The sequence below is a fragment of the Streptomyces sp. HUAS 15-9 genome, assembly GCF_025642155.1.
Taxonomy (GTDB): domain Bacteria; phylum Actinomycetota; class Actinomycetes; order Streptomycetales; family Streptomycetaceae; genus Streptomyces.
In genome coordinates this window covers 8,186,495-8,202,401 of the sequence record NZ_CP106798.1, presented here as the reverse complement: position 1 = coordinate 8,202,401, position 15,907 = coordinate 8,186,495, and the positions used below count along the sequence as shown (strand labels likewise).

Genomic DNA, 15,907 nt, shown 5'->3' with positions numbered 1-15,907 from the left:
GGTTGCCAGACCGGCCATGCCGTCGCACCCTGCGCTTCCCCCCGCCCCACCCCTGCTATGACGGCCCTCGCGGCGAGGACTGCGGGGTGCTTCTCGCTGTCCTCGCCGTAAGTGGGTGTCGGCCGAGTCGCCCTGCGGCCCCCTAGGGGTGTTCGAAGAGCTGGAGCAGGCCCCCGAGCGAGAAGCACACGGCGCCGGTGAGCGTGCCCCAGTTCGGTGTTCATAAAGCCATGAAAGCAGCCGCCACTGACACCGCCGCTGCCATCCATCAGTCCAGGAGCAGAGGGTTGGGCAAGGTGGCCGCGGGGTGCATACGGAGCAGGGTGTGGAGGACGCCTGACAGTCCGGACATGAGGCTGGGTGAGAACGCTTCGCGGGCCAGGCCGCCGACCGGGCCGCGTTGTTCGAGGCCCGTGAGGATCTCGCCGTCGAGGTCGGCCGGGTCACCGAAGTTCATCGACGTCAGAAACTCCCAGAGGCCGAGGTCGCCGTGGCACAGGGTGTGGCTCCAGCCGAACCCCTCGGCGGCGCAGGCGCGTGCCGCGCGCCGGGCCATGTCGAGATGGGCGGGATCGCCCGTACGCCGGTGGAGGTCGAGCATGCCGATGCCGACGCCCGCGCTGCCGTGGCACCAACTGGTGAAGAAGTCCTCCTCGGCGCCGACGCGTACGTCGAGCCAGTTGCCGTGCTCGGGCTGGTAGAGGGACTCCTGGTAGGCGAAGGCCTGTTCAGCGAGGTGGGTCCAGCCGCGCCGTTCCGCCGCGGAACCCGCGTCGCTCAGGGCGAGCCGGGTCAGCGCCCAGCCGATTCCGGTGGCGCCGTGGGCGAACCCGCCGATTCCCTCGGGGTTGAGCCGGGTCATCCAGCGGGCGCCGCTCGCGTCGACCGTGACCAGCCCGGCCAGCCGGCGGCCGATGTGCGCGGCGGCGCCGAGCCAGCGGTCCTGTCCGGTCTCCGCTGCCAGGTTGAGCAGGGGGACGATTCCGCCGGCCGCCCCGTTGAGGAGGTCCACCTCGATGTCGTCCTCGACCAGTCGCCCCTCGGCGAGCAGCAGCGCCCTTTCGGCGGCCCGCTCCAGCAGCCGGTCCTCACCGAGCACCCGGTGCAGCGCGAGCCACGTCCACACCTGGGAGGCGGCACCGCTGAAGGCCCCGGGCGACGGGGTCGGCGTCTTGTCCTCGGTGCCGATCAGCACCCGTAGTGCCCCCTCGTACGTCTCGGCGACGCCCGGCACCTGGTCCGCCCTGCCTGCCCGCGCCTCGGTCACATACTCCGCGAGGGTCAGGGCAACTCCGCCCTGCCCGGTGTAGAGGTCGGCGGGGAGCACCCTGATGGACCACCCGGCCGGGGTGAAGACGGGGCTGATCCAGGTGACCGTGCCGTCCTCGCCGCGCACCGCACCGTCGCACAGCCGCCGTACCATCCGCGCGGCCAGCTCACGGCGGCGCCGCTCCCGGTCACGGGCGTGCGGGTCACGGGCGGCCTCCTGCACCCGCGCGGGCAGGGAACGCTCATTGAGGTAGGCGCCCACCAGCGCGTCCTGGATCACCGACTCCTCCAGCGCCAGGTCGGCGGTGCGCCAGTCCTCGACCGTGGTCCGTACGGCCGCCGCGTCCACGGTGAAGGTGAACATCGGTACGTCGCCGGCGAGGAGTTCAGCGATCTCGCCGTCGATCGCCGCGCGGTCCGTCGGTGCGCCGGGCAGCACCTCCGCGTTGCGCAGCAGGATGTCCCGGGCGCGCTCGACCGCCGCCGCCTCGTCGTGCAACGAGGCTGGGTGCCACAGCATCCGGCCGATGTCGACGTACGCCTGTGTGGGCCGCAGGATCCGTCGCGCCTGAGCGCCTTCGAAGCGGCGCAGCAGCAGATGCGGGTCGATGCCGGGCCCGTACAGATACGCGGTCATCTCGCGGAAGCCCGCCAGGATCCGGTCCCAGTACGTGCTCAACACCGGAGTGGGGCTGGGGTGGTTGCCCGCGCCGGGCATGGCCACCAGGTCCACCTCGAAGCGGGCCTCGGCGGTGCCGCCGTCCGCGATCACCGGATTCGGGATCAGCGGCTGCTGGCCGGGCAGCGCCCCGACTCCGGAGATGTCCACCCCGCCGAGCGCGAAGCCGGTGCCGCGTACGGGCAGCAGTCCGGTACGCAGCACCGTACGGCGGATGGCCGCGGCGGCCACGTCCACGGCGTCGCCCCGGCCGCTGGGCGGGAAGGGCGCGGGGGCGTCGAAGAGTGTCTCGGCGTCCACGATCACCGGCACCGGTCCCGCGGCGATCATGTTCTCGGCGTGCATGTCGGTGCCGCCGGTGAAGCGGAGTACGGCCAGCCAGTGGCCGATGTTGCGGTAGAACGCGGTCAGTTCGGTGTCGTTCGCGCAGTAGCGGTGGCGGACGAACTCGGCCCAGCCGTAGCCCTTGCGCGCCAGCGTGCGCGGCACCCGGATACGCTCGTGCGGCGCCGGGGCACCGGGAAAGCCCTCATACAGCTCGTCCAGCAGGGCGCCCAGCGCCACATCGGCCTCGGACGGCCGGGGCTTGTACATGACGCCTCCGCCGGCGAAGTCCACCCGGCTGACGGTCAGCCCGCCTCGGTGGCTGTCGCCCGCTCCGAACGCGACTTCTCGCAGTTCCCCCGCCGGTGCCCCCAGCAGCGGCCACAGCAACTCGCGGTCCGCGGCGAGCCGTTCGGCGAAGCCCGCTGTCGCCGCCACCGACAGCCGTGCCACGGCCGCGATCCGCGAGCCGACGGTGGGGTATCGGCCGGCCAACTGGTCGAGATAGCCCTCCTCGCAGGCCTGCTCGATGAAGGCGGCCCATGTTCCTGTATCGGGACCGGCCCCTTCCGCGCCCTCGTCGGCTGGCCCGGCCCCCGCCGCCATACGCAGTGCGTGCAGTTCGATCAGGAACATCCGGGACAGCTTCGCGTGCAGGGACCTGAGCAGGGCGGTGTGGCCGGCCTCCAGCACCACGTCCCGCTCCGCCGGGCCCAAGGCGTCGATGGCAGTCAGCCGCCGGGCCAGTTCCTCTCGCCAGGGACGGGCGATGCGGCGTACGGGTTGGGTGAACCACTCCGTCTCGTCGCTCTGTCTTCCCCCTCCCGTCTCGTCAGCCTGATCCGACTGTTCCGTCTGCTCCGGCGCCGATCCGCTCACCCGTCCACCGTCCCCATTCCGCGAGCCGCATCCCGCATTCCGCCTGCCGCATTCCGCCGCGCGTCCGCGCCCTGTCAGGCGCCCCGGACCAACGCGGGGAACCGCGCGACCGGCCGTGCTCGGCAGGCGGTTCCCCACGCTCCTGTCTTCGGACCTCACTGCGTGGTGGCGCCCCAGGGTCTGGTGACGCCCCCGGCGATCAGCAGCACCAACTGCCGCGCGACCCGCTCGGGCTGGAACAGAAGCCGTAGAGGGAGTCGCTCGGGTCGGTGAGCGCAGCCTCGGCGGCGGCACCGCCGACGTAGAGCGGCCCGGCGGGGTTGATCTGGCCGTACGCGCTCTCGGCACCCGACAGCCAGGCGTCGAGCACTGCGGCGGTGTGAACACTGGTCTGGGGCATCAGCAGCCTCCGGACGTAGGAAATCGGGCGGATTGCCCAGCCCTGAGTATCACCGGCTTCGAACACCCGTCAGACGACTAATCCGGCCACAGTCATGCGTTGTTCGTGCGGTGTGTCGTGGTCGGTGAGGCGGCCGGGACGACGGCACGGCCTTCGGCATCGCGTCCGCCCAACTCAGGTGCGCCACATGCCCGATCTTCACAGTCACAACTCTGTTTCCCCACGAGATGATCACCGATCAGGCTCCGCAGCACACGCATAGGGCGCGAACAGCAAGGTGGGGGGGACATGGCCGACGATTTCGCCGAATCCGAGAAGGGCCCGAGTGCGGGGGTCCGGGCAACGGCGGCAGTAGTGCTGGTGGGAGGCCTGATAGGCGGTATGTGGGGGCTGGATGAAGTCTCCGGGAACAGCGGCGGTGACAGCGGACCGGCCGTGCGCTCGAGCACGGACACCTCGAGCGCTCATACAAAAAAGAGGCAGTCGTCGAAGCGTGTGTCCGGGGCGCGGCTGTGCACGGCGCTGAACCGTCCGGACCTGCCCAGGCTGCTGGGAACGCCGGCGGAGCAGGCGGAAACCGCATCGGGCGGCGAAAGCGAGTTCAAGCTCGCCGGCGGCACCAGGATCGCCACTCCCGAGGCGGACGTGGCGCTGCCGACCTACTCCGTGAAGCTCTCGGCTTCCTACGACGATCTCTCGGTCACCGAGACGGCCGACCTCATGGGCCGGAACGCGCAGAAGCAAACCGTCCTGGGGCACCCGGCGGTCCTCTACTCGGACCAGACCATCGCCATCACGTTCAACGGCAACAAGGCCGATACCGGACCCGGGGGCATCGCCCGCTGCCTGACGGTCGCCAGGAACCCCAAGGACGGCGGCGGCACCTTCGAGGTGACCATCTGGCGCCAGGACGACGTGCCGCCCGACGACGCCGCGTTGTTCCGCGTCGAAGAGCGGGTGCTGCCGGCGGTGCCGGGCTGGAACGCCGGCTGACTACGGCACCCCGAGTTCGAAGAGGACATAGCCCGCGTAGGAGCCGGAGGCCAGTGCCGCGATGCCGAGCAGCGTGCACTGGAGGGGCAGGCTCAGACGGCGCAGGGCCATGGCGAGGGGGATGAACAGCGGGAAGGCCGGGAGCAGATAGCGGGAGACGTTGCCGAAGATCTGCTGGCTGCCCAGGACCAGGGCGATGGTGAGGACGGTGTGGACGACCAGCACCACCGGGGGCCGCAGCCGGATCAGCAGGGGGATGAGTGCGAGGGCCAGCAGGACCGTCGCGACGCCGATGACGTCCTCGAAGGGGAACGCGAAGAGGTAGTCGAAGTGGCCCACCGGGACGGATGTCAGCACGTCCAGGGTCTGCCGGCCGTAGTCGAACTCATGCGCCCAGGCACCGGCCTGGAGCTTGAAGTAGCCGCCGTAGTCGCCCATTCGGTGGCCGACCCAGGCCAGGTACCCCAGCAGGCCGAGCGGTGCCAGGGCCATCGCGGCCAGCGGGCGCAGGACACCGTCGCGGCGGTGGCGCAGTGCGCCGGCCGCGGCGACGGCGAGCGCCGCGATCAGGGCGGCGGCCGTCGGGCGGTTGAGTCCCGCCGCGCAGGTGAGAAGACCCGCGGTGAGCCAGCGGTGGGTGAGTACGGCGTAGCAGGCCCAGGCGGCGAGAGCCACGTAGAGGGAGTCGGAGTAGACCGCCCACTCCACGCCGGAACCGGGCCATACGGCCCACAGGCCGGCCGCGGCCAACCCGGCCCGCGGGCCACCGAGCAGTTCGGCCACCGCGAAGATCCCCATGGCCGCGACGAACGAGGCGACGACGGAGACCAGCAAGCCGGCGCCGTACGGGCCGAGTCCGGTGATCTCGGAGGTGAGCCGCATCAACGCGGGGTAGAGCGGGAAGAACGCCGCCGCGTTGCCCTGGAGGGTGATCAGACCCGTGGCACCGGGCACCGGCACGAGCTCCGGGTGGTATCCGTGCATCGCTATCTGCTGGTACCACCAGCCGTCCCAGGTGCCCAGGACGTCCCAGGCATGTGCTCCGCCGCCGAACCGTGGGTGCTTCGTCCGGTAGTCCCCTGCGGAGTGCAGCAGGTACATGAAGGTGCAGAAGCCGATGAGCTTCAGGGCGCCGTACAGGGCCAGGGCGGGAGCGTAGTGACGGGCCGTCTCGCGTATGCGGTGGCTCGGGCCGGGAGTCGGGGGCGACGGGTGTTCTGGTTCCTGGCCGGGCAGAGCAGCCGGAGTGAAGGTCGGCGTCGGGTCGGTACGGGTGTTCATGAAGTGGCGGGTCCCGTCAGGTGTCGGCGGGGCCGGGCGCGGAACGCCCAGGCCCGCATGAGCAGGAACCGCAGCAGCGCCACGGAGAGATGGGCGGCGGCCAGTGCGGCGAGTTCGGCGCCGCGGCCGGCCGTGGGCGCCGCGAGGTGCAGGGCGGCGAGCGAGCCCGCCGTCAGCGTCAGGCCCACGACGAAGGTCACCAGTCCTCTGGCCTGATGGCGCAGGGCGTCGTGCCGACCGCGCAGCCGGAAGGTGAGTCGCCGGTTGGCGGCCGTGTTGACGATCGAACAGGCCAGCAGCGCAAGGGCGTTGGCGGCCTGTTGCCCGGCGGCCGGGCGCAGCGCCATGAACAGCAGCAGATGCGCGAGTGTGCTCGCCACTCCTATGACCGCGCACCACGTCAGTTGCCTGGTCTGCCCGTCGGGTGGATCGTCGGCTCTGCTGCGAGTCAGCGCGGCCCATGGGAGCGTGCCACGGGCCAACGCCCTGGCGACCCGGGCGATGCCGCGCAGATCGGCGAGCACGGTGGCACGGATGTCGACCCGGCTGTCCGGGTCGTCGATCCAGTCGACCGGCACTTCATGGATACGCAGCCCGGCCCGCTCGGCGATCACCAGCAGTTCGGTGTCGAAGAACCAGCCGGAGTCGCGTACGAGGGGCAGCAGCCGCTCGGCGACGTCGCGCCGTACGGCCTTGAATCCGCACTGGGCGTCCGAGAACCCCACGGCGAGCGTGCAGCGCAACAGGGCGTTGTAACCGCGCGAGATGACCTCCCGCTTGGGCCCGCGGACCACGCGTGAGCCGGGGGCCAGACGTGTGCCGATGGCGAGGTCGGAGTGGCCCGAGATCAGCGGGGCGACGAGGGGAAGCAGCGCCGCCAGACCGGTGGACAGATCCACATCGACATACGCGACGACAGGGGCCCGCGACCCCGACCAGGCCGCGTGCAGCGCCCGGCCGCGCCCCTTTTCCCGCAGTCGTATCCACTCCACCTCGGGCAGTTCTTCGGCGAGGCGCGCGGCGATCCGCGGGGTCGCGTCGGTACTGGCGTTGTCCGCGACGGTGATCCGGAACGGGTAGGGGAACGTCTCCCGCAGATGCGCATGCAGCCGCCGTACGTTCGGCTCAAGGTCCGTCTCCTCGTTGAACACCGGCACCGCCACGTCCAGCACGGGCTCGTCATGGTGCGTCGGCAGTGGTGCCCGTGGTGGCAGAGGGGCGATGTCCAGCGCCGAGGCCAACCTTGGATTCGTCACGTTGTTCCTTGTTCGTGATGGTTCGCGGGGCATGCCGAAGGCACGCCGGAGTGCCGGGTGGATGAGGGGTGGTGTACGCGTTCCGGGGACGTGCCGCGCGTGCTAACCGCTCGGGCTGACCACCGACGAAGGTTCGCCCGACGTGTCGACCCGTGCCGTCGAGGACGCCGAGGGCGGGGGTGCGGTGACCGTGCTCCCCGAGGTGGCCGTGTCCGCCGACTCGGTCGCGGCTGGGGTGCTCGGGTCCGAACTCCCTTCCGTGGCAGGCGGTGCGGAGGTCGTCGGCGGGCCGCCGGTGTACGGAGGGATCGTCGTCGCGGACGAGGAGGGAGTCTCGCTCTCGGTGGTGTCCGGCGTGGGTGACGTGGTGGCGGGGTCCGACGGACTGATCGCGGGCCGCGGGTCGGGACCGCTGGGTTCGTTCCTGACCGGGGCGTGGGGCCACAGGAGGATGACGATGCCGAGTCCGGCGACCGCCAGGGCGGAACCGGCGGCCCTCTGCACAGCGCGGACACGCCTGCGGGACCGCACACCGGCCCGCAGTCGCTCCCGCTGCTCGGGCTCGAAGGGGATGTGCTCCTGGGCGCTGTGCATCAGCCGCGCCAACTGCCGCTCGAAGTGGTCCATGGCTCCTTCCTCACCTCACCGGCTCGATGACGTCGGCCAGGAGCTGACGCAGCCGGGCCACTCCACGCGAGGCATGGGACCGCGCGGTGCCCACCGGGCACCCCAGCACCTCGGCGACCTGCCGGTCGGGCAGGTCCTGGTAATAGCGCAGGACCACGGCCGCCCGCTGCCGCGGACTCAGCTGGGCGAGTGCTGCCTCCAGCCGCGAACGCTCGGCCACGGTCGCCGACATGTCGCCCGTCGCCACCACCTCGGGCAGTTCCTCGACGGGACGCTCACCCCACCACCGACGCCGGGCCGAGCGTCCGGCGGCACGGGCCAGCACCTTGCGTACGTACGCCTCCGGCGCCTCGTCGGCGATCTTCGGCCAGACGAACCACAGCTTGACCAATGACTCCTGCAACAGATCCTCGGCCCGATGCCGATCACCTCCGGTGAGCAGACGGGCCAGATGGAACAACCCCGACCAACGGGACGCCACGAACTCGTCGTACTCAGCGGCCCGTGTCTGCTGCTCCATCCCTGCGGTCCCCGTTCTTGCCGGCTGCCTACATCAGAGAAAAGGCACTGGCCTGCCCGCGGCGCTGCACTCGCCGGGCGTGATCCACGTCACGTGAGGCCGGTCCCGGGCATGCCGATGACCTCGGACCGCTCTCACGGTCCGAGGCCATCGAAGTGGACGGGTCGGGGGCCGCTCAGCCCCGGCCCGTCGGCTCGGGCGCACCTTCGGTCAGCCTTGGCGCGCCTTGAAGCGTGGATTCTTCTTGTTCACGACGAAGGTCACGCCCCGGCGGTGTACCACCTGCGTGAGCGTGCGCTGCGGCTGCGTTCAGCGCTCCTCGCGGAACAGGACGTGCGCCCCCGCCACTCGGTCGTACTTGCGCAGTTCGAGCCGGTCAGGGTCGTTGAGACGGCTCTTGCGCGTCACATAGGTGACTCCGGTCCCCGCCGTCGACTTCAGCCTGACCACGGAGCGTGTGCTGGTGCGTGCCATGAGTTCCTCCTTCACTCACATCCCGATCTTGTCCCGGGCATGTCAGCTACGGATGTAACAGCTGCCCTCATCGCCGCATTCCCGGGCACTCTCCGGCCTGGCTGTCCGATTCAGGGCCGTACCTCCAAGGGGACCGGGCGCGCACCCGTCCATCCGAGCAGGACCACCGAGCACACCGCCGCGAGCGCGCACCAGGTCGAGACGAACTCCAGGCGCCACAGGGCCCAGCAGACGAGCGCGCCGACGGCGACCACGATCCCCAGCACCACCAGCCGCCGGTCACCGGACAGGAGCAATGAGCCCACGGTGGCCAGCAGGTAGCCCGCGACGAGTAGTTGCGGATGGGAAAGGTCGACCGCGTAGCCGACCGTGCGGCCGCGGATCTCGGCCGTCACCGGGCCGGTGGCAACGGCGTACACGAGCACCGCGCCCGTCAGCACTCCTACCGCGAGGGGAAGGACCAGCCCGCGCCGGGCCTGCCGTGGGGCGGCGCACACCACGGCCACCGGGACCCAGACGGCCAGCAGCGGCAGCGCGATCACGGCCCAGACGACGGTGGCGGGCCCACTGCCACCGCCCGCTTCCCAGACCATCGACTCGACGATCTGATGGGCCCCGAGCAGCAACGGCAGGGCGGCGAGCGGACGATCCCGGCTTCTGCGCACGCGTGCCACACAGGCCACCCCAACGGCCGCCACACCGGTGCCGGCCACGAGATCGGCCGTCGCACTCCAGCACATCACGCCACCATGAGGTTCCGTCGCCGTGCGCATCCGCCCTCGCCGCGGGCCACGCTACGTCCTTGATACCCAGGCTGATACCCCGGCGGCCGGGGCGACACGACAAGCGCCCCGAGGTACCCATCGGTGCCCGGGGATGATTGGCTGACCCCGGCCATCGCATCCCAGCCCACCCGGGCTGACCCGCAGGAGGACTCCGCACCATGAGCAGCCCCTACACATACCAGTACAAGGTCGTCACCTTCCGGGAGTCGCTGATCGGTGACGCCCTGGACAGCGACAAGCTGGAGAAGGTCCTCAACAAGCACGCCGAGCAGGGTTGGGCCCTCAAGGCCATCACCTCCGCCGACGTCAAGGGCCGCATAGGTCCCGGAGCGGTCGAGGGCCTCCTCCTGACGTTTGAGCGCCCGTCGGCGTAAGTAGACAACGGTCGATCGGGGAGCGGACGCGCGCGACGAGCGGAGCGTTCCTCGCGCTCGCCTGCTCCCCGTTCGAGTGACCGGTGGCCCAGCGGTCACCGAATCAGTCCGAATCAGCCGCTGTTACGCGGCAAGACGCTCGGCAAGTGCCTTCGCCTTGGTCGCCGCATCCTGCAGGGCGCGTTCGCGGGAGGACTCGAAGAGCGGTACGAGCTCGGCCATGGCCGGGTTGTGCGGGGCCAGGGTGAGTTCGGGGACGATGAAGTCCAGGTCCAGGGCGAGTGTGTCGGCGAGGATCGCCTTCAGGTAGTTCTGGACGTACTCGAAGGGCTCACGCGGGGTGCCCGGCGCGTAGGAGCCGCCGCGGCTGGCCACGACGGTGACGGGGATGCCCTTCGCGGAGGGGGCCTCACCAGCGGTGCGGCCGAACAGGATCACGTTGTCCAGCCACGCCTTGAGGGTCGACGGGATCGTGAAGTTGTACATCGGCGCGCCGATCAGCACCGCGTCCGCCTGCTCCAGTTCCTCGATCAGCCTCACGCGCTCGGCGAAGGCCGCCGCCTGCTCGGGGGTGTGCGCCGCGGGATCGGCGAATCCGGCGGTGTGGGCGTCGGCGGTGATGTGCGGGACCGGGTTCGAGGCCAGGTCTCGGTAGATCACCGTGCCCTCGGGGTGCTGCTCCTGCCAGGTCTTGCGAAAGACGTCCGCGACGGCACGGGAGGCGGACCCCCCGCTCGGGAAGACGGACGAGTCGATGTGCAGCAAGGTGGCCATGCGTGTCTCCAGAAGAGCGAGCCCGAGGCGAAGCCGCCGGGCTAAGGTTTCGTACCTAGCTATATCTAACACAGGTACTTACTTTTTTTCACTCCCTCATGGCAGGGCAGTACCCTGATCCCATGGCGGCGGATCAGAACCACGACGTGGCGGCATGCAAGCGAGTGGACGACGGCATCACTCGCGTCTTCCAGCTGCTCGGTAAGCGCTGGAGCGGCCCGATCGTGGCCGTACTCGTGGAACAACCGGCGCATTTCGCCGATCTGCGCCGGGCCGTCCCCGGCATCAGCGAGCGCATGCTCTCCGACCGGCTGGCCGAGCTCGGCGCCGCCGGACTCGTGGTGCGCGAGGTCGACGAAGGACCGCCGCTGCGGGTCTCCTACCGGCTGACCGAGTCCGGGGCCGCGCTGGAGCCCGCGCTGAGGGAGCTCGGAGAGTGGGCGAAGAAGCACTTGCCGGAGGCTCCGCCCTGCGTGGAGACGGCCTGGAAGTGACGGCCGCGGCGAGGCAGGCCAAGGTACCGCGCGAGCTGCTGGAGCACCGTACGGACGGGTGTGGCTCTCCATCGAGACGCAGACCTCCGAGGAGGCACGGCGCACGGATCGCCGTCGCCGGAAGCGCGCCTGAGCGGCGATGCTTGATGACCTGAGCGACGATGCTTGATGAACGGAGTGAATGGATGACCAGCCGGGTGATGTTGATCTCGCCCGCGATGAACGCGGCCCTCCGCCAGGCCCGCTTCGACGACGGATCCCCGCTGGACTCGGCCGGTACGGCCCGTGCCCGGTCGGCCGCCGATGCTCTCCCGGCCGCCGACCGAACCCTCGCCTCCCCCACCGTCCGCTGCCGGGAGACGGCCTCGGCGCTCAACCTCGACGCCACCGACTCGCCTTCGCTGAACGGCATGGACATGGGCCGCTGGCGAGGCCGCACCCTGGACGACGTCAGCACCGCCGAGCCGGACGGAATGGCTCGCTGGCTGACGGACCCTCAGGCGGCGCCGCACGGCGGGGAGTCGGTGCACGAGCTGTGCCTCCGCGTCGCACACTGGCTGGACGAGGCAGCACAGTTCTCCGGCCGTACCGTGGCGGTGGTGGAACCGGAGATCGTCCGCGCCGCGACCGTGCGCGTACTCGGAGCGCCGGAGTCCGCCTTCTGGCGTCTCGACGTACCGCCCCTGACCGCAACCGAGTTCAGCGGTCGCGCGGGACGCTGGAACGTGGGGCTGGGCAGCCGGCTCGGGGCAGCCTGACGTGCTCACGGGTGCCCCTGTCCAGGACTGGGTCTGGGTCGAAGTACGCGGGAAGCATGTCATCCGGTTCGCCCCATGGCAGCACCCAGGACTCCTTCCCCATGACAGCGCCAAGGACTCGTTACGGCACCGAGGACCCTTATAACACTCGTCATAATCCGGTGTGCGCTGCTCCTATAACGACCGTCATAGGGGGTTGCCGTGACCGTGATCACCGTGGTCGCCCGCGAGGGACGCCTGGACCTCGACCAGCGGCGCACGCTGGCCGAGACGCTGACGGACGCCGCGCTGGTACCGGAGGTCGGCCGGTTCGCCCCGGCCGCGCGGGGCGGGTTCCAGGTGCACTTCGTGGAGCGCGAGCCCGGCATGATGGCCATCGGCGGCCGGCTGCTGGCGGACACGGCGGAGAACCTCGACGTCATGGTGATCGACGTGGCCGTCATGGACGGGGACTGGCGCCAGGAGGTCCGCGCCGAGGCCATCGAGCGCATGCTGGCCGCGATGGCGCGGGCCCGCGGTCTCGAGGAGCCGCCACCGACCTGGTGGGTCAACTTCCGAGTCATCGAGGAGGGCAGCTGGGGCTCCCGCGGCGGTGTGCTGTCCATCCTGTCGCTCCTGGACAGCGGCGTGTTCACCGAGGAGAAGATCAAGGCGGTCCGCGCGGCGCTCGTCGAGGGAGGCTTCCGCGGCCAGAACCCCGCGACGCCGGGATGATCCGAACGCCCCCCCAGAGCGCCGGCTCAGTCCTCGATCGCCGCGAGGACCAGCTTCCGCAGTTGCTCGGCGGTGTGGTCGAGCGGCTGAGTGCTGCGCCTGGCGCGACACATGGCGACCGTTCCCTCGACCGCAGCCACGATGAGGGTGGCGAGCTGTGCGGCCTGGTCGGAGTCGGCGCCGTGCTCGCGCAGGGAGGCTGCCAGCAGACCCTCCCACTCGTCGAAGATCTCGGCGGCCGCCGCCACTGCCGCGGGGACCTCGTCGGCCGGCGGCTCCTCGATGGAGACCGCCAGGACCGGGCATCCGGCACGGAACTCGGTGTCGACGACGATCTTGCGCCACAGGTCGAGGAAGGCCCGCAGGCCGGCGGCCGGACCCGCCCGCAGTTCCTTGCGCAGGCTCCGGGCGACGGTCTCACCGGCGTAACGGACGGCCTCCGTGGCGAGTTGCTGCTTGCCGTCCGGGAAGTAGTGGTAGGTCGAGCCGAGCGGAGCCTTGGCATGCTTGGCCATCTCGCGGATGCTGGTCGCATTCAGGCCACGTCGACCGATCATGTCGGCGGCACCGGCCACGATCCGTTCGCGCGTCTGCGGACTGGTCTGGTTCACCTGCGGATTCTCCTCGCACTCCGCTGGATATGACGACCGTCATAGTCTAGCTCGGCAGCAGCGCTCGTCGATCCCTACGCGATCTGGTCAGCGGCCCACCGGGCCCACTCCTGGCGCATCGCGTTGAAGCGCAGGCCGTACTCCAGGGCGATCCGGCCGTAGACGGAGAGGTTGTCGTCGTCCCAGTCGATGGCCCGCGCCAGCTGGTCGAGCTCCGCGTGACTCCGCTCGGACATCTCGGTGAGTTCGGTCAGATACGCGCGCGCCTGCTCCGGCTTGAGCACTCCGAGGAAGAAGACCCGCAGCAGCAGATCACTACGGGTGTTCCGCTGGGGTTTCGTCTCGGTCAGCCAGTGCCGCAGTTCGGCCAGCCCGTCCTCGGTGAGGGCGTATTCCTTGCGGCCGCGCGGCCCCTCGGCCGCCACCGTGATCAGTCCGGCGCCGGCCAGCTTGGTCAGCTCCGTGTAGATCTGGCTCTGTGTGGCCGGCCAGACGTTGGCCAGCGAGGTCTCGAACCGTTTCAGCAGGTCGTAACCGCTGGCGGGGTGCTCCGACAGAAGACCGAGCAGTGCGTGTCTCAGGCTCATGTCTCCACTGTACCTCTTACATTCCAGTATTGACATGTCGTTACTGGACCTTCTACTTTTGACATGTCACGAGAGACACCCCGAAACGGAGAAGATCATGTCCTACCTGCGTACGTTCCTGCCGTGGATCGTCTTCGCCGTACTCCCCTCGGGGGACTGGCAGTGGTCGGCACTAGCCGCACTGGTGGTCGCCGTGGCGCTCATCGTTCAGCAGGTCAGGGCAGGCACCGGATTCGACGCGCTGATCATCGAGTTGGGCTCGGCGGTCTTCTTCGCCGTACTGGCCGCCGTCGCCTTCGCCGATCCGCACTCGGGTGTGCACGACTACTCCGCGGCCCTCTCCTCGGGCACCCTCGCGGTGATCGCCGGCGTCTCGCTGGCCATCGGCAGGCCGTTCACCCTGGGCATCGCCAAGCGCACCACTCCGCCCGAGGTCTGGAAGCTCAAGCCGTTCGTCCGCACCAACGTCGTCATCACCGCCGTATGGACCGCGGCCTTCGTGCTGACCGCCGTCGTCCTCGCCCTGGTGGCACATGCGGGAGATGCCCACTCCACCACCGCGACAGTCATCCAGATCGCCGGCTTCGTCGTCCCGATGGTGTTCACCATCCGCTACGTCGCCCACGTCCAGGCCAAGGCCGGGCAGGTGGCCCGATGACGACCCCGCGTCATCTCGCCGGCAACTACGCCCCGGTCACCGAGGAACTCACCGCGCACGACCTGCCGGTGACCGGCACGATCCCGCCCGAGCTGTCCGGCTGGTACCTGCGCAACGGCCCCAATCCGGCCGACGCCGCCTCCGGGCACTGGTTCTTCGGTGACGGAATGATCCATGGCTTACGGCTCGAGGGCGGTCGCGCCGTCTCGTACCGCAACCGCTGGGTCCGTACCAGCAGCTTCATCGACGGGGCGCGGATGTACGACGCGCAGGGGCGGCGCGATCTGACCGCAGGACCGGCCAACACCCACGTGGTCAGGCACGCGGGCCGCACCCTCGCCCTGGTCGAGACGGCCCTGCCGTACGAACTCGGCTGCGACCTGGACACCAAGGGCACCTACGACTTCGGCGGCAGGCTGCACACCGCCATGACCGCGCACCCCAAGACCTGCCCCACCACCGGAGAGCTGCACTTCTTCGGCTACGGAATCCTGGAGCCCGAGCACCTCACCTACCACCGGGCCGACGCCTGGGGCGAACTGGTCGTCAGCAGGACCGTCGAGGTGCCCGGGCCGACCATGCTGCACGACTTCGCCCTGACCGCCGAGCACGTCGTCTTCATGGACCTGCCCGTCGTCTTCGACCTCGAACTCGCCATGGCCGGCACCACCATGCCCTACTGCTGGGACGACCAGTACGGCGCCCGGCTGGGCGTGCTGCGCCGCGACGATCCGCACGGCGCCGTGCGCTGGTTCGACATCGACCCCTGCTACGTCTTCCACACGCTCAACGCCTACGACGCGCCGGACGGCACCATCGTCGTCCACGTCATGCGCTACGCGGAGATCTGGCGGCGCACCGACCGGGGAACCACCCCGCCCGAGGACGCCGTCCTGTGGACCTGGACCATCGACCCGACCACGGGCACGGTCCGCGAGGAGCAACGCGACGACCGGCCCGGCGAGTTCCCCCGCGTCGACGACCGGCTCACCGGTCTCGCGTCCACGCACGGGCACATGACCTGTGACAACTCCCTCGTGCGGTACGACCTCACCACGGGAGCGGCCTTCGCGCACGACTTCGGCCCGCATCGCACGCCCGGCGAGGCCGCGTTCGCTCCCGCCGACGACACGCCCGGCGGCCCCGGCTGGCTCGTCACGTACGTCCACGACGCCACCACCGACCGCAGCGACCTGGTCATCCTCGACGCCGACGACCTCACGGCCGATCCCGTCGCCACCGTCCAGCTGCCGGCCCGGGTGCCGTTCGGCTTCCACGGCAACTGGCTGCGGGACTGAGCCCAGCGTGCCTGGCCTCCCTCTGACTTCCTCGAGCGCCGCTCGGCTGCGCGGTGTCCGGCCCTTCGGCCATTCGATGAATTGTGCCCACCGGTTCGGGTGACAGGGCGCGTTTCATCGCTCGTCCGCGCATATGCCGCCCCTGAACTAAG

The 15,907-nt window shown here is 70.3% G+C and carries 18 protein-coding genes and 1 pseudogene; 7 read left to right on the top strand and 12 right to left on the bottom strand.

What is annotated here, in order from left to right:
• Nucleotides 1–268 precede the first annotated feature (268 nt).
• Complete coding sequence (locus tag N8I87_RS37370) at nt 269–3,151, bottom strand: type 2 lanthipeptide synthetase LanM family protein (RefSeq protein WP_263215283.1); 2,883 nt, start codon at nt 3,149–3,151, stop codon at nt 269–271.
• A 199-nt stretch (nt 3,152–3,350) separates the two neighbouring features.
• Nucleotides 3,351–3,551: a DUF6229 family protein gene (locus N8I87_RS37365; RefSeq protein WP_235453360.1), complete on the bottom strand. Its 201-nt coding sequence runs from the start codon at nt 3,549–3,551 to the stop codon at nt 3,351–3,353.
• Between the two features lie 288 nt (nt 3,552–3,839).
• Here N8I87_RS37365 and N8I87_RS37360 point away from each other — a divergent pair, with 288 nt between their 5' ends.
• Nucleotides 3,840–4,544, top strand: coding sequence for a DUF6215 domain-containing protein (locus N8I87_RS37360; RefSeq protein WP_263215282.1), 705 nt, complete (start codon nt 3,840–3,842; stop codon nt 4,542–4,544).
• On the opposite strand, the gene N8I87_RS37355 is transcribed toward N8I87_RS37360, so the two are convergent.
• The 7 genes and pseudogenes from N8I87_RS37355 to N8I87_RS37325 all read right to left on the bottom strand — a co-directional run bounded on the left by N8I87_RS37355 (nt 4,545) and on the right by N8I87_RS37325 (nt 9,442).
• On the bottom strand, nt 4,545–5,825 hold the full coding sequence (locus N8I87_RS37355; RefSeq protein ID WP_263215281.1) for a hypothetical protein: 1,281 nt from the start codon (nt 5,823–5,825) through the stop codon (nt 4,545–4,547).
• Nucleotides 5,822–7,081, bottom strand: a complete 1,260-nt coding sequence (locus N8I87_RS37350; protein WP_411577331.1) for a bifunctional glycosyltransferase family 2/GtrA family protein — start codon at nt 7,079–7,081, stop codon at nt 5,822–5,824. Before N8I87_RS37350 ends, N8I87_RS37355 begins: the two co-directional genes overlap by 4 nt.
• Before the next feature lie 102 nt (nt 7,082–7,183).
• On the bottom strand, nt 7,184–7,708 hold the full coding sequence (locus N8I87_RS37345; RefSeq protein ID WP_263215280.1) for a hypothetical protein: 525 nt from the start codon (nt 7,706–7,708) through the stop codon (nt 7,184–7,186).
• A gap of 10 nt (nt 7,709–7,718) precedes the next feature.
• Nucleotides 7,719–8,228 carry a SigE family RNA polymerase sigma factor gene (locus tag N8I87_RS37340; protein WP_263215279.1) on the bottom strand — a complete coding sequence of 170 codons (510 nt, stop codon included), beginning with the start codon at nt 8,226–8,228 and terminating at the stop codon, nt 7,719–7,721.
• 210 nt (nt 8,229–8,438) lie between these two features.
• Nucleotides 8,439–8,513: pseudogene (locus N8I87_RS37335) on the bottom strand (ribosomal protein bL36); the annotation flags it as partial.
• A 24-nt stretch (nt 8,514–8,537) separates the two neighbouring features.
• Nucleotides 8,538–8,702: a 50S ribosomal protein L33 gene (rpmG, locus tag N8I87_RS37330; RefSeq protein WP_263215278.1), complete on the bottom strand. Its 165-nt coding sequence runs from the start codon at nt 8,700–8,702 to the stop codon at nt 8,538–8,540.
• A 110-nt stretch (nt 8,703–8,812) separates the two neighbouring features.
• Entirely contained in the window at nt 8,813–9,442 is a 630-nt protein-coding gene (locus N8I87_RS37325; protein ID WP_263215277.1) for a DUF6629 family protein, read from the bottom strand.
• Nucleotides 9,443–9,645: 203 nt separating this feature from the next.
• Here N8I87_RS37325 and N8I87_RS37320 point away from each other — a divergent pair, with 203 nt between their 5' ends.
• Entirely contained in the window at nt 9,646–9,861 is a 216-nt protein-coding gene (locus N8I87_RS37320; RefSeq protein WP_263215276.1) for a DUF4177 domain-containing protein, read from the top strand.
• 123 nt (nt 9,862–9,984) lie between these two features.
• On the opposite strand, the gene N8I87_RS37315 is transcribed toward N8I87_RS37320, so the two are convergent.
• Nucleotides 9,985–10,635, bottom strand: a complete 651-nt coding sequence (locus tag N8I87_RS37315) for an FMN-dependent NADH-azoreductase (protein ID WP_263215275.1) — start codon at nt 10,633–10,635, stop codon at nt 9,985–9,987.
• 122 nt (nt 10,636–10,757) lie between these two features.
• On the opposite strand from N8I87_RS37315, the gene N8I87_RS37310 reads away from it, so the two are divergent.
• The 3 genes from N8I87_RS37310 to N8I87_RS37300 all read left to right on the top strand — a co-directional run bounded on the left by N8I87_RS37310 (nt 10,758) and on the right by N8I87_RS37300 (nt 12,601).
• Nucleotides 10,758–11,129, top strand: coding sequence for a winged helix-turn-helix transcriptional regulator (locus N8I87_RS37310; RefSeq protein ID WP_263215274.1), 372 nt, complete (start codon nt 10,758–10,760; stop codon nt 11,127–11,129).
• A gap of 185 nt (nt 11,130–11,314) precedes the next feature.
• Complete coding sequence (locus tag N8I87_RS37305; RefSeq protein ID WP_263215273.1) at nt 11,315–11,887, top strand: histidine phosphatase family protein; 573 nt, start codon at nt 11,315–11,317, stop codon at nt 11,885–11,887.
• 201 nt (nt 11,888–12,088) lie between these two features.
• Nucleotides 12,089–12,601, top strand: coding sequence for a tautomerase enzyme (locus tag N8I87_RS37300; protein WP_263215272.1), 513 nt, complete (start codon nt 12,089–12,091; stop codon nt 12,599–12,601).
• A 26-nt stretch (nt 12,602–12,627) separates the two neighbouring features.
• Here N8I87_RS37300 and N8I87_RS37295 read toward each other — a convergent pair whose 3' ends face one another.
• Nucleotides 12,628–13,212, bottom strand: a complete 585-nt coding sequence (locus N8I87_RS37295) for a TetR/AcrR family transcriptional regulator (RefSeq protein WP_263215271.1) — start codon at nt 13,210–13,212, stop codon at nt 12,628–12,630.
• A 74-nt stretch (nt 13,213–13,286) separates the two neighbouring features.
• A complete protein-coding gene (locus N8I87_RS37290) occupies nt 13,287–13,799 on the bottom strand; it encodes a PadR family transcriptional regulator (protein WP_263215270.1) in 513 nt (170 codons plus the stop codon).
• A 97-nt stretch (nt 13,800–13,896) separates the two neighbouring features.
• On the opposite strand from N8I87_RS37290, the gene N8I87_RS37285 reads away from it, so the two are divergent.
• On the top strand, nt 13,897–14,457 hold the full coding sequence (locus N8I87_RS37285; protein WP_263215269.1) for a hypothetical protein: 561 nt from the start codon (nt 13,897–13,899) through the stop codon (nt 14,455–14,457).
• Nucleotides 14,454–15,755, top strand: coding sequence for a carotenoid oxygenase family protein (locus tag N8I87_RS37280; protein ID WP_263215268.1), 1,302 nt, complete (start codon nt 14,454–14,456; stop codon nt 15,753–15,755). The genes N8I87_RS37285 and N8I87_RS37280 overlap by 4 nt, the downstream gene beginning before the upstream one ends.
• The last annotated feature ends 152 nt before the right edge of the window (nt 15,756–15,907 follow it).

Excerpts from the sequence above, each read along its gene's own strand:
- N8I87_RS37365 (WP_235453360.1), bottom strand. The coding sequence starts at position 3,551 with ATGCCCCAGACCAGTGTTCACACCGCCGCAGTGCTCGACGCCTGGCTG.
- N8I87_RS37360 (WP_263215282.1), top strand. The coding sequence starts at position 3,840 with ATGGCCGACGATTTCGCCGAATCCGAGAAGGGCCCGAGTGCGGGGGTC.
- N8I87_RS37355 (WP_263215281.1), bottom strand. The coding sequence starts at position 5,825 with ATGAACACCCGTACCGACCCGACGCCGACCTTCACTCCGGCTGCTCTG.
- N8I87_RS37345 (WP_263215280.1), bottom strand. The coding sequence starts at position 7,708 with ATGGACCACTTCGAGCGGCAGTTGGCGCGGCTGATGCACAGCGCCCAG.
- N8I87_RS37340 (WP_263215279.1), bottom strand. The coding sequence starts at position 8,228 with ATGGAGCAGCAGACACGGGCCGCTGAGTACGACGAGTTCGTGGCGTCC.
- rpmG (WP_263215278.1), bottom strand. The coding sequence starts at position 8,702 with ATGGCACGCACCAGCACACGCTCCGTGGTCAGGCTGAAGTCGACGGCG.
- N8I87_RS37325 (WP_263215277.1), bottom strand. The coding sequence starts at position 9,442 with ATGTGCTGGAGTGCGACGGCCGATCTCGTGGCCGGCACCGGTGTGGCG.
- N8I87_RS37320 (WP_263215276.1), top strand. The coding sequence starts at position 9,646 with ATGAGCAGCCCCTACACATACCAGTACAAGGTCGTCACCTTCCGGGAG.
- N8I87_RS37315 (WP_263215275.1), bottom strand. The coding sequence starts at position 10,635 with ATGGCCACCTTGCTGCACATCGACTCGTCCGTCTTCCCGAGCGGGGGG.
- N8I87_RS37310 (WP_263215274.1), top strand. The coding sequence starts at position 10,758 with ATGGCGGCGGATCAGAACCACGACGTGGCGGCATGCAAGCGAGTGGAC.
- N8I87_RS37305 (WP_263215273.1), top strand. The coding sequence starts at position 11,315 with ATGACCAGCCGGGTGATGTTGATCTCGCCCGCGATGAACGCGGCCCTC.
- N8I87_RS37290 (WP_263215270.1), bottom strand. The coding sequence starts at position 13,799 with ATGAGCCTGAGACACGCACTGCTCGGTCTTCTGTCGGAGCACCCCGCC.
- N8I87_RS37285 (WP_263215269.1), top strand. The coding sequence starts at position 13,897 with ATGTCCTACCTGCGTACGTTCCTGCCGTGGATCGTCTTCGCCGTACTC.
- N8I87_RS37280 (WP_263215268.1), top strand. The coding sequence starts at position 14,454 with ATGACGACCCCGCGTCATCTCGCCGGCAACTACGCCCCGGTCACCGAG.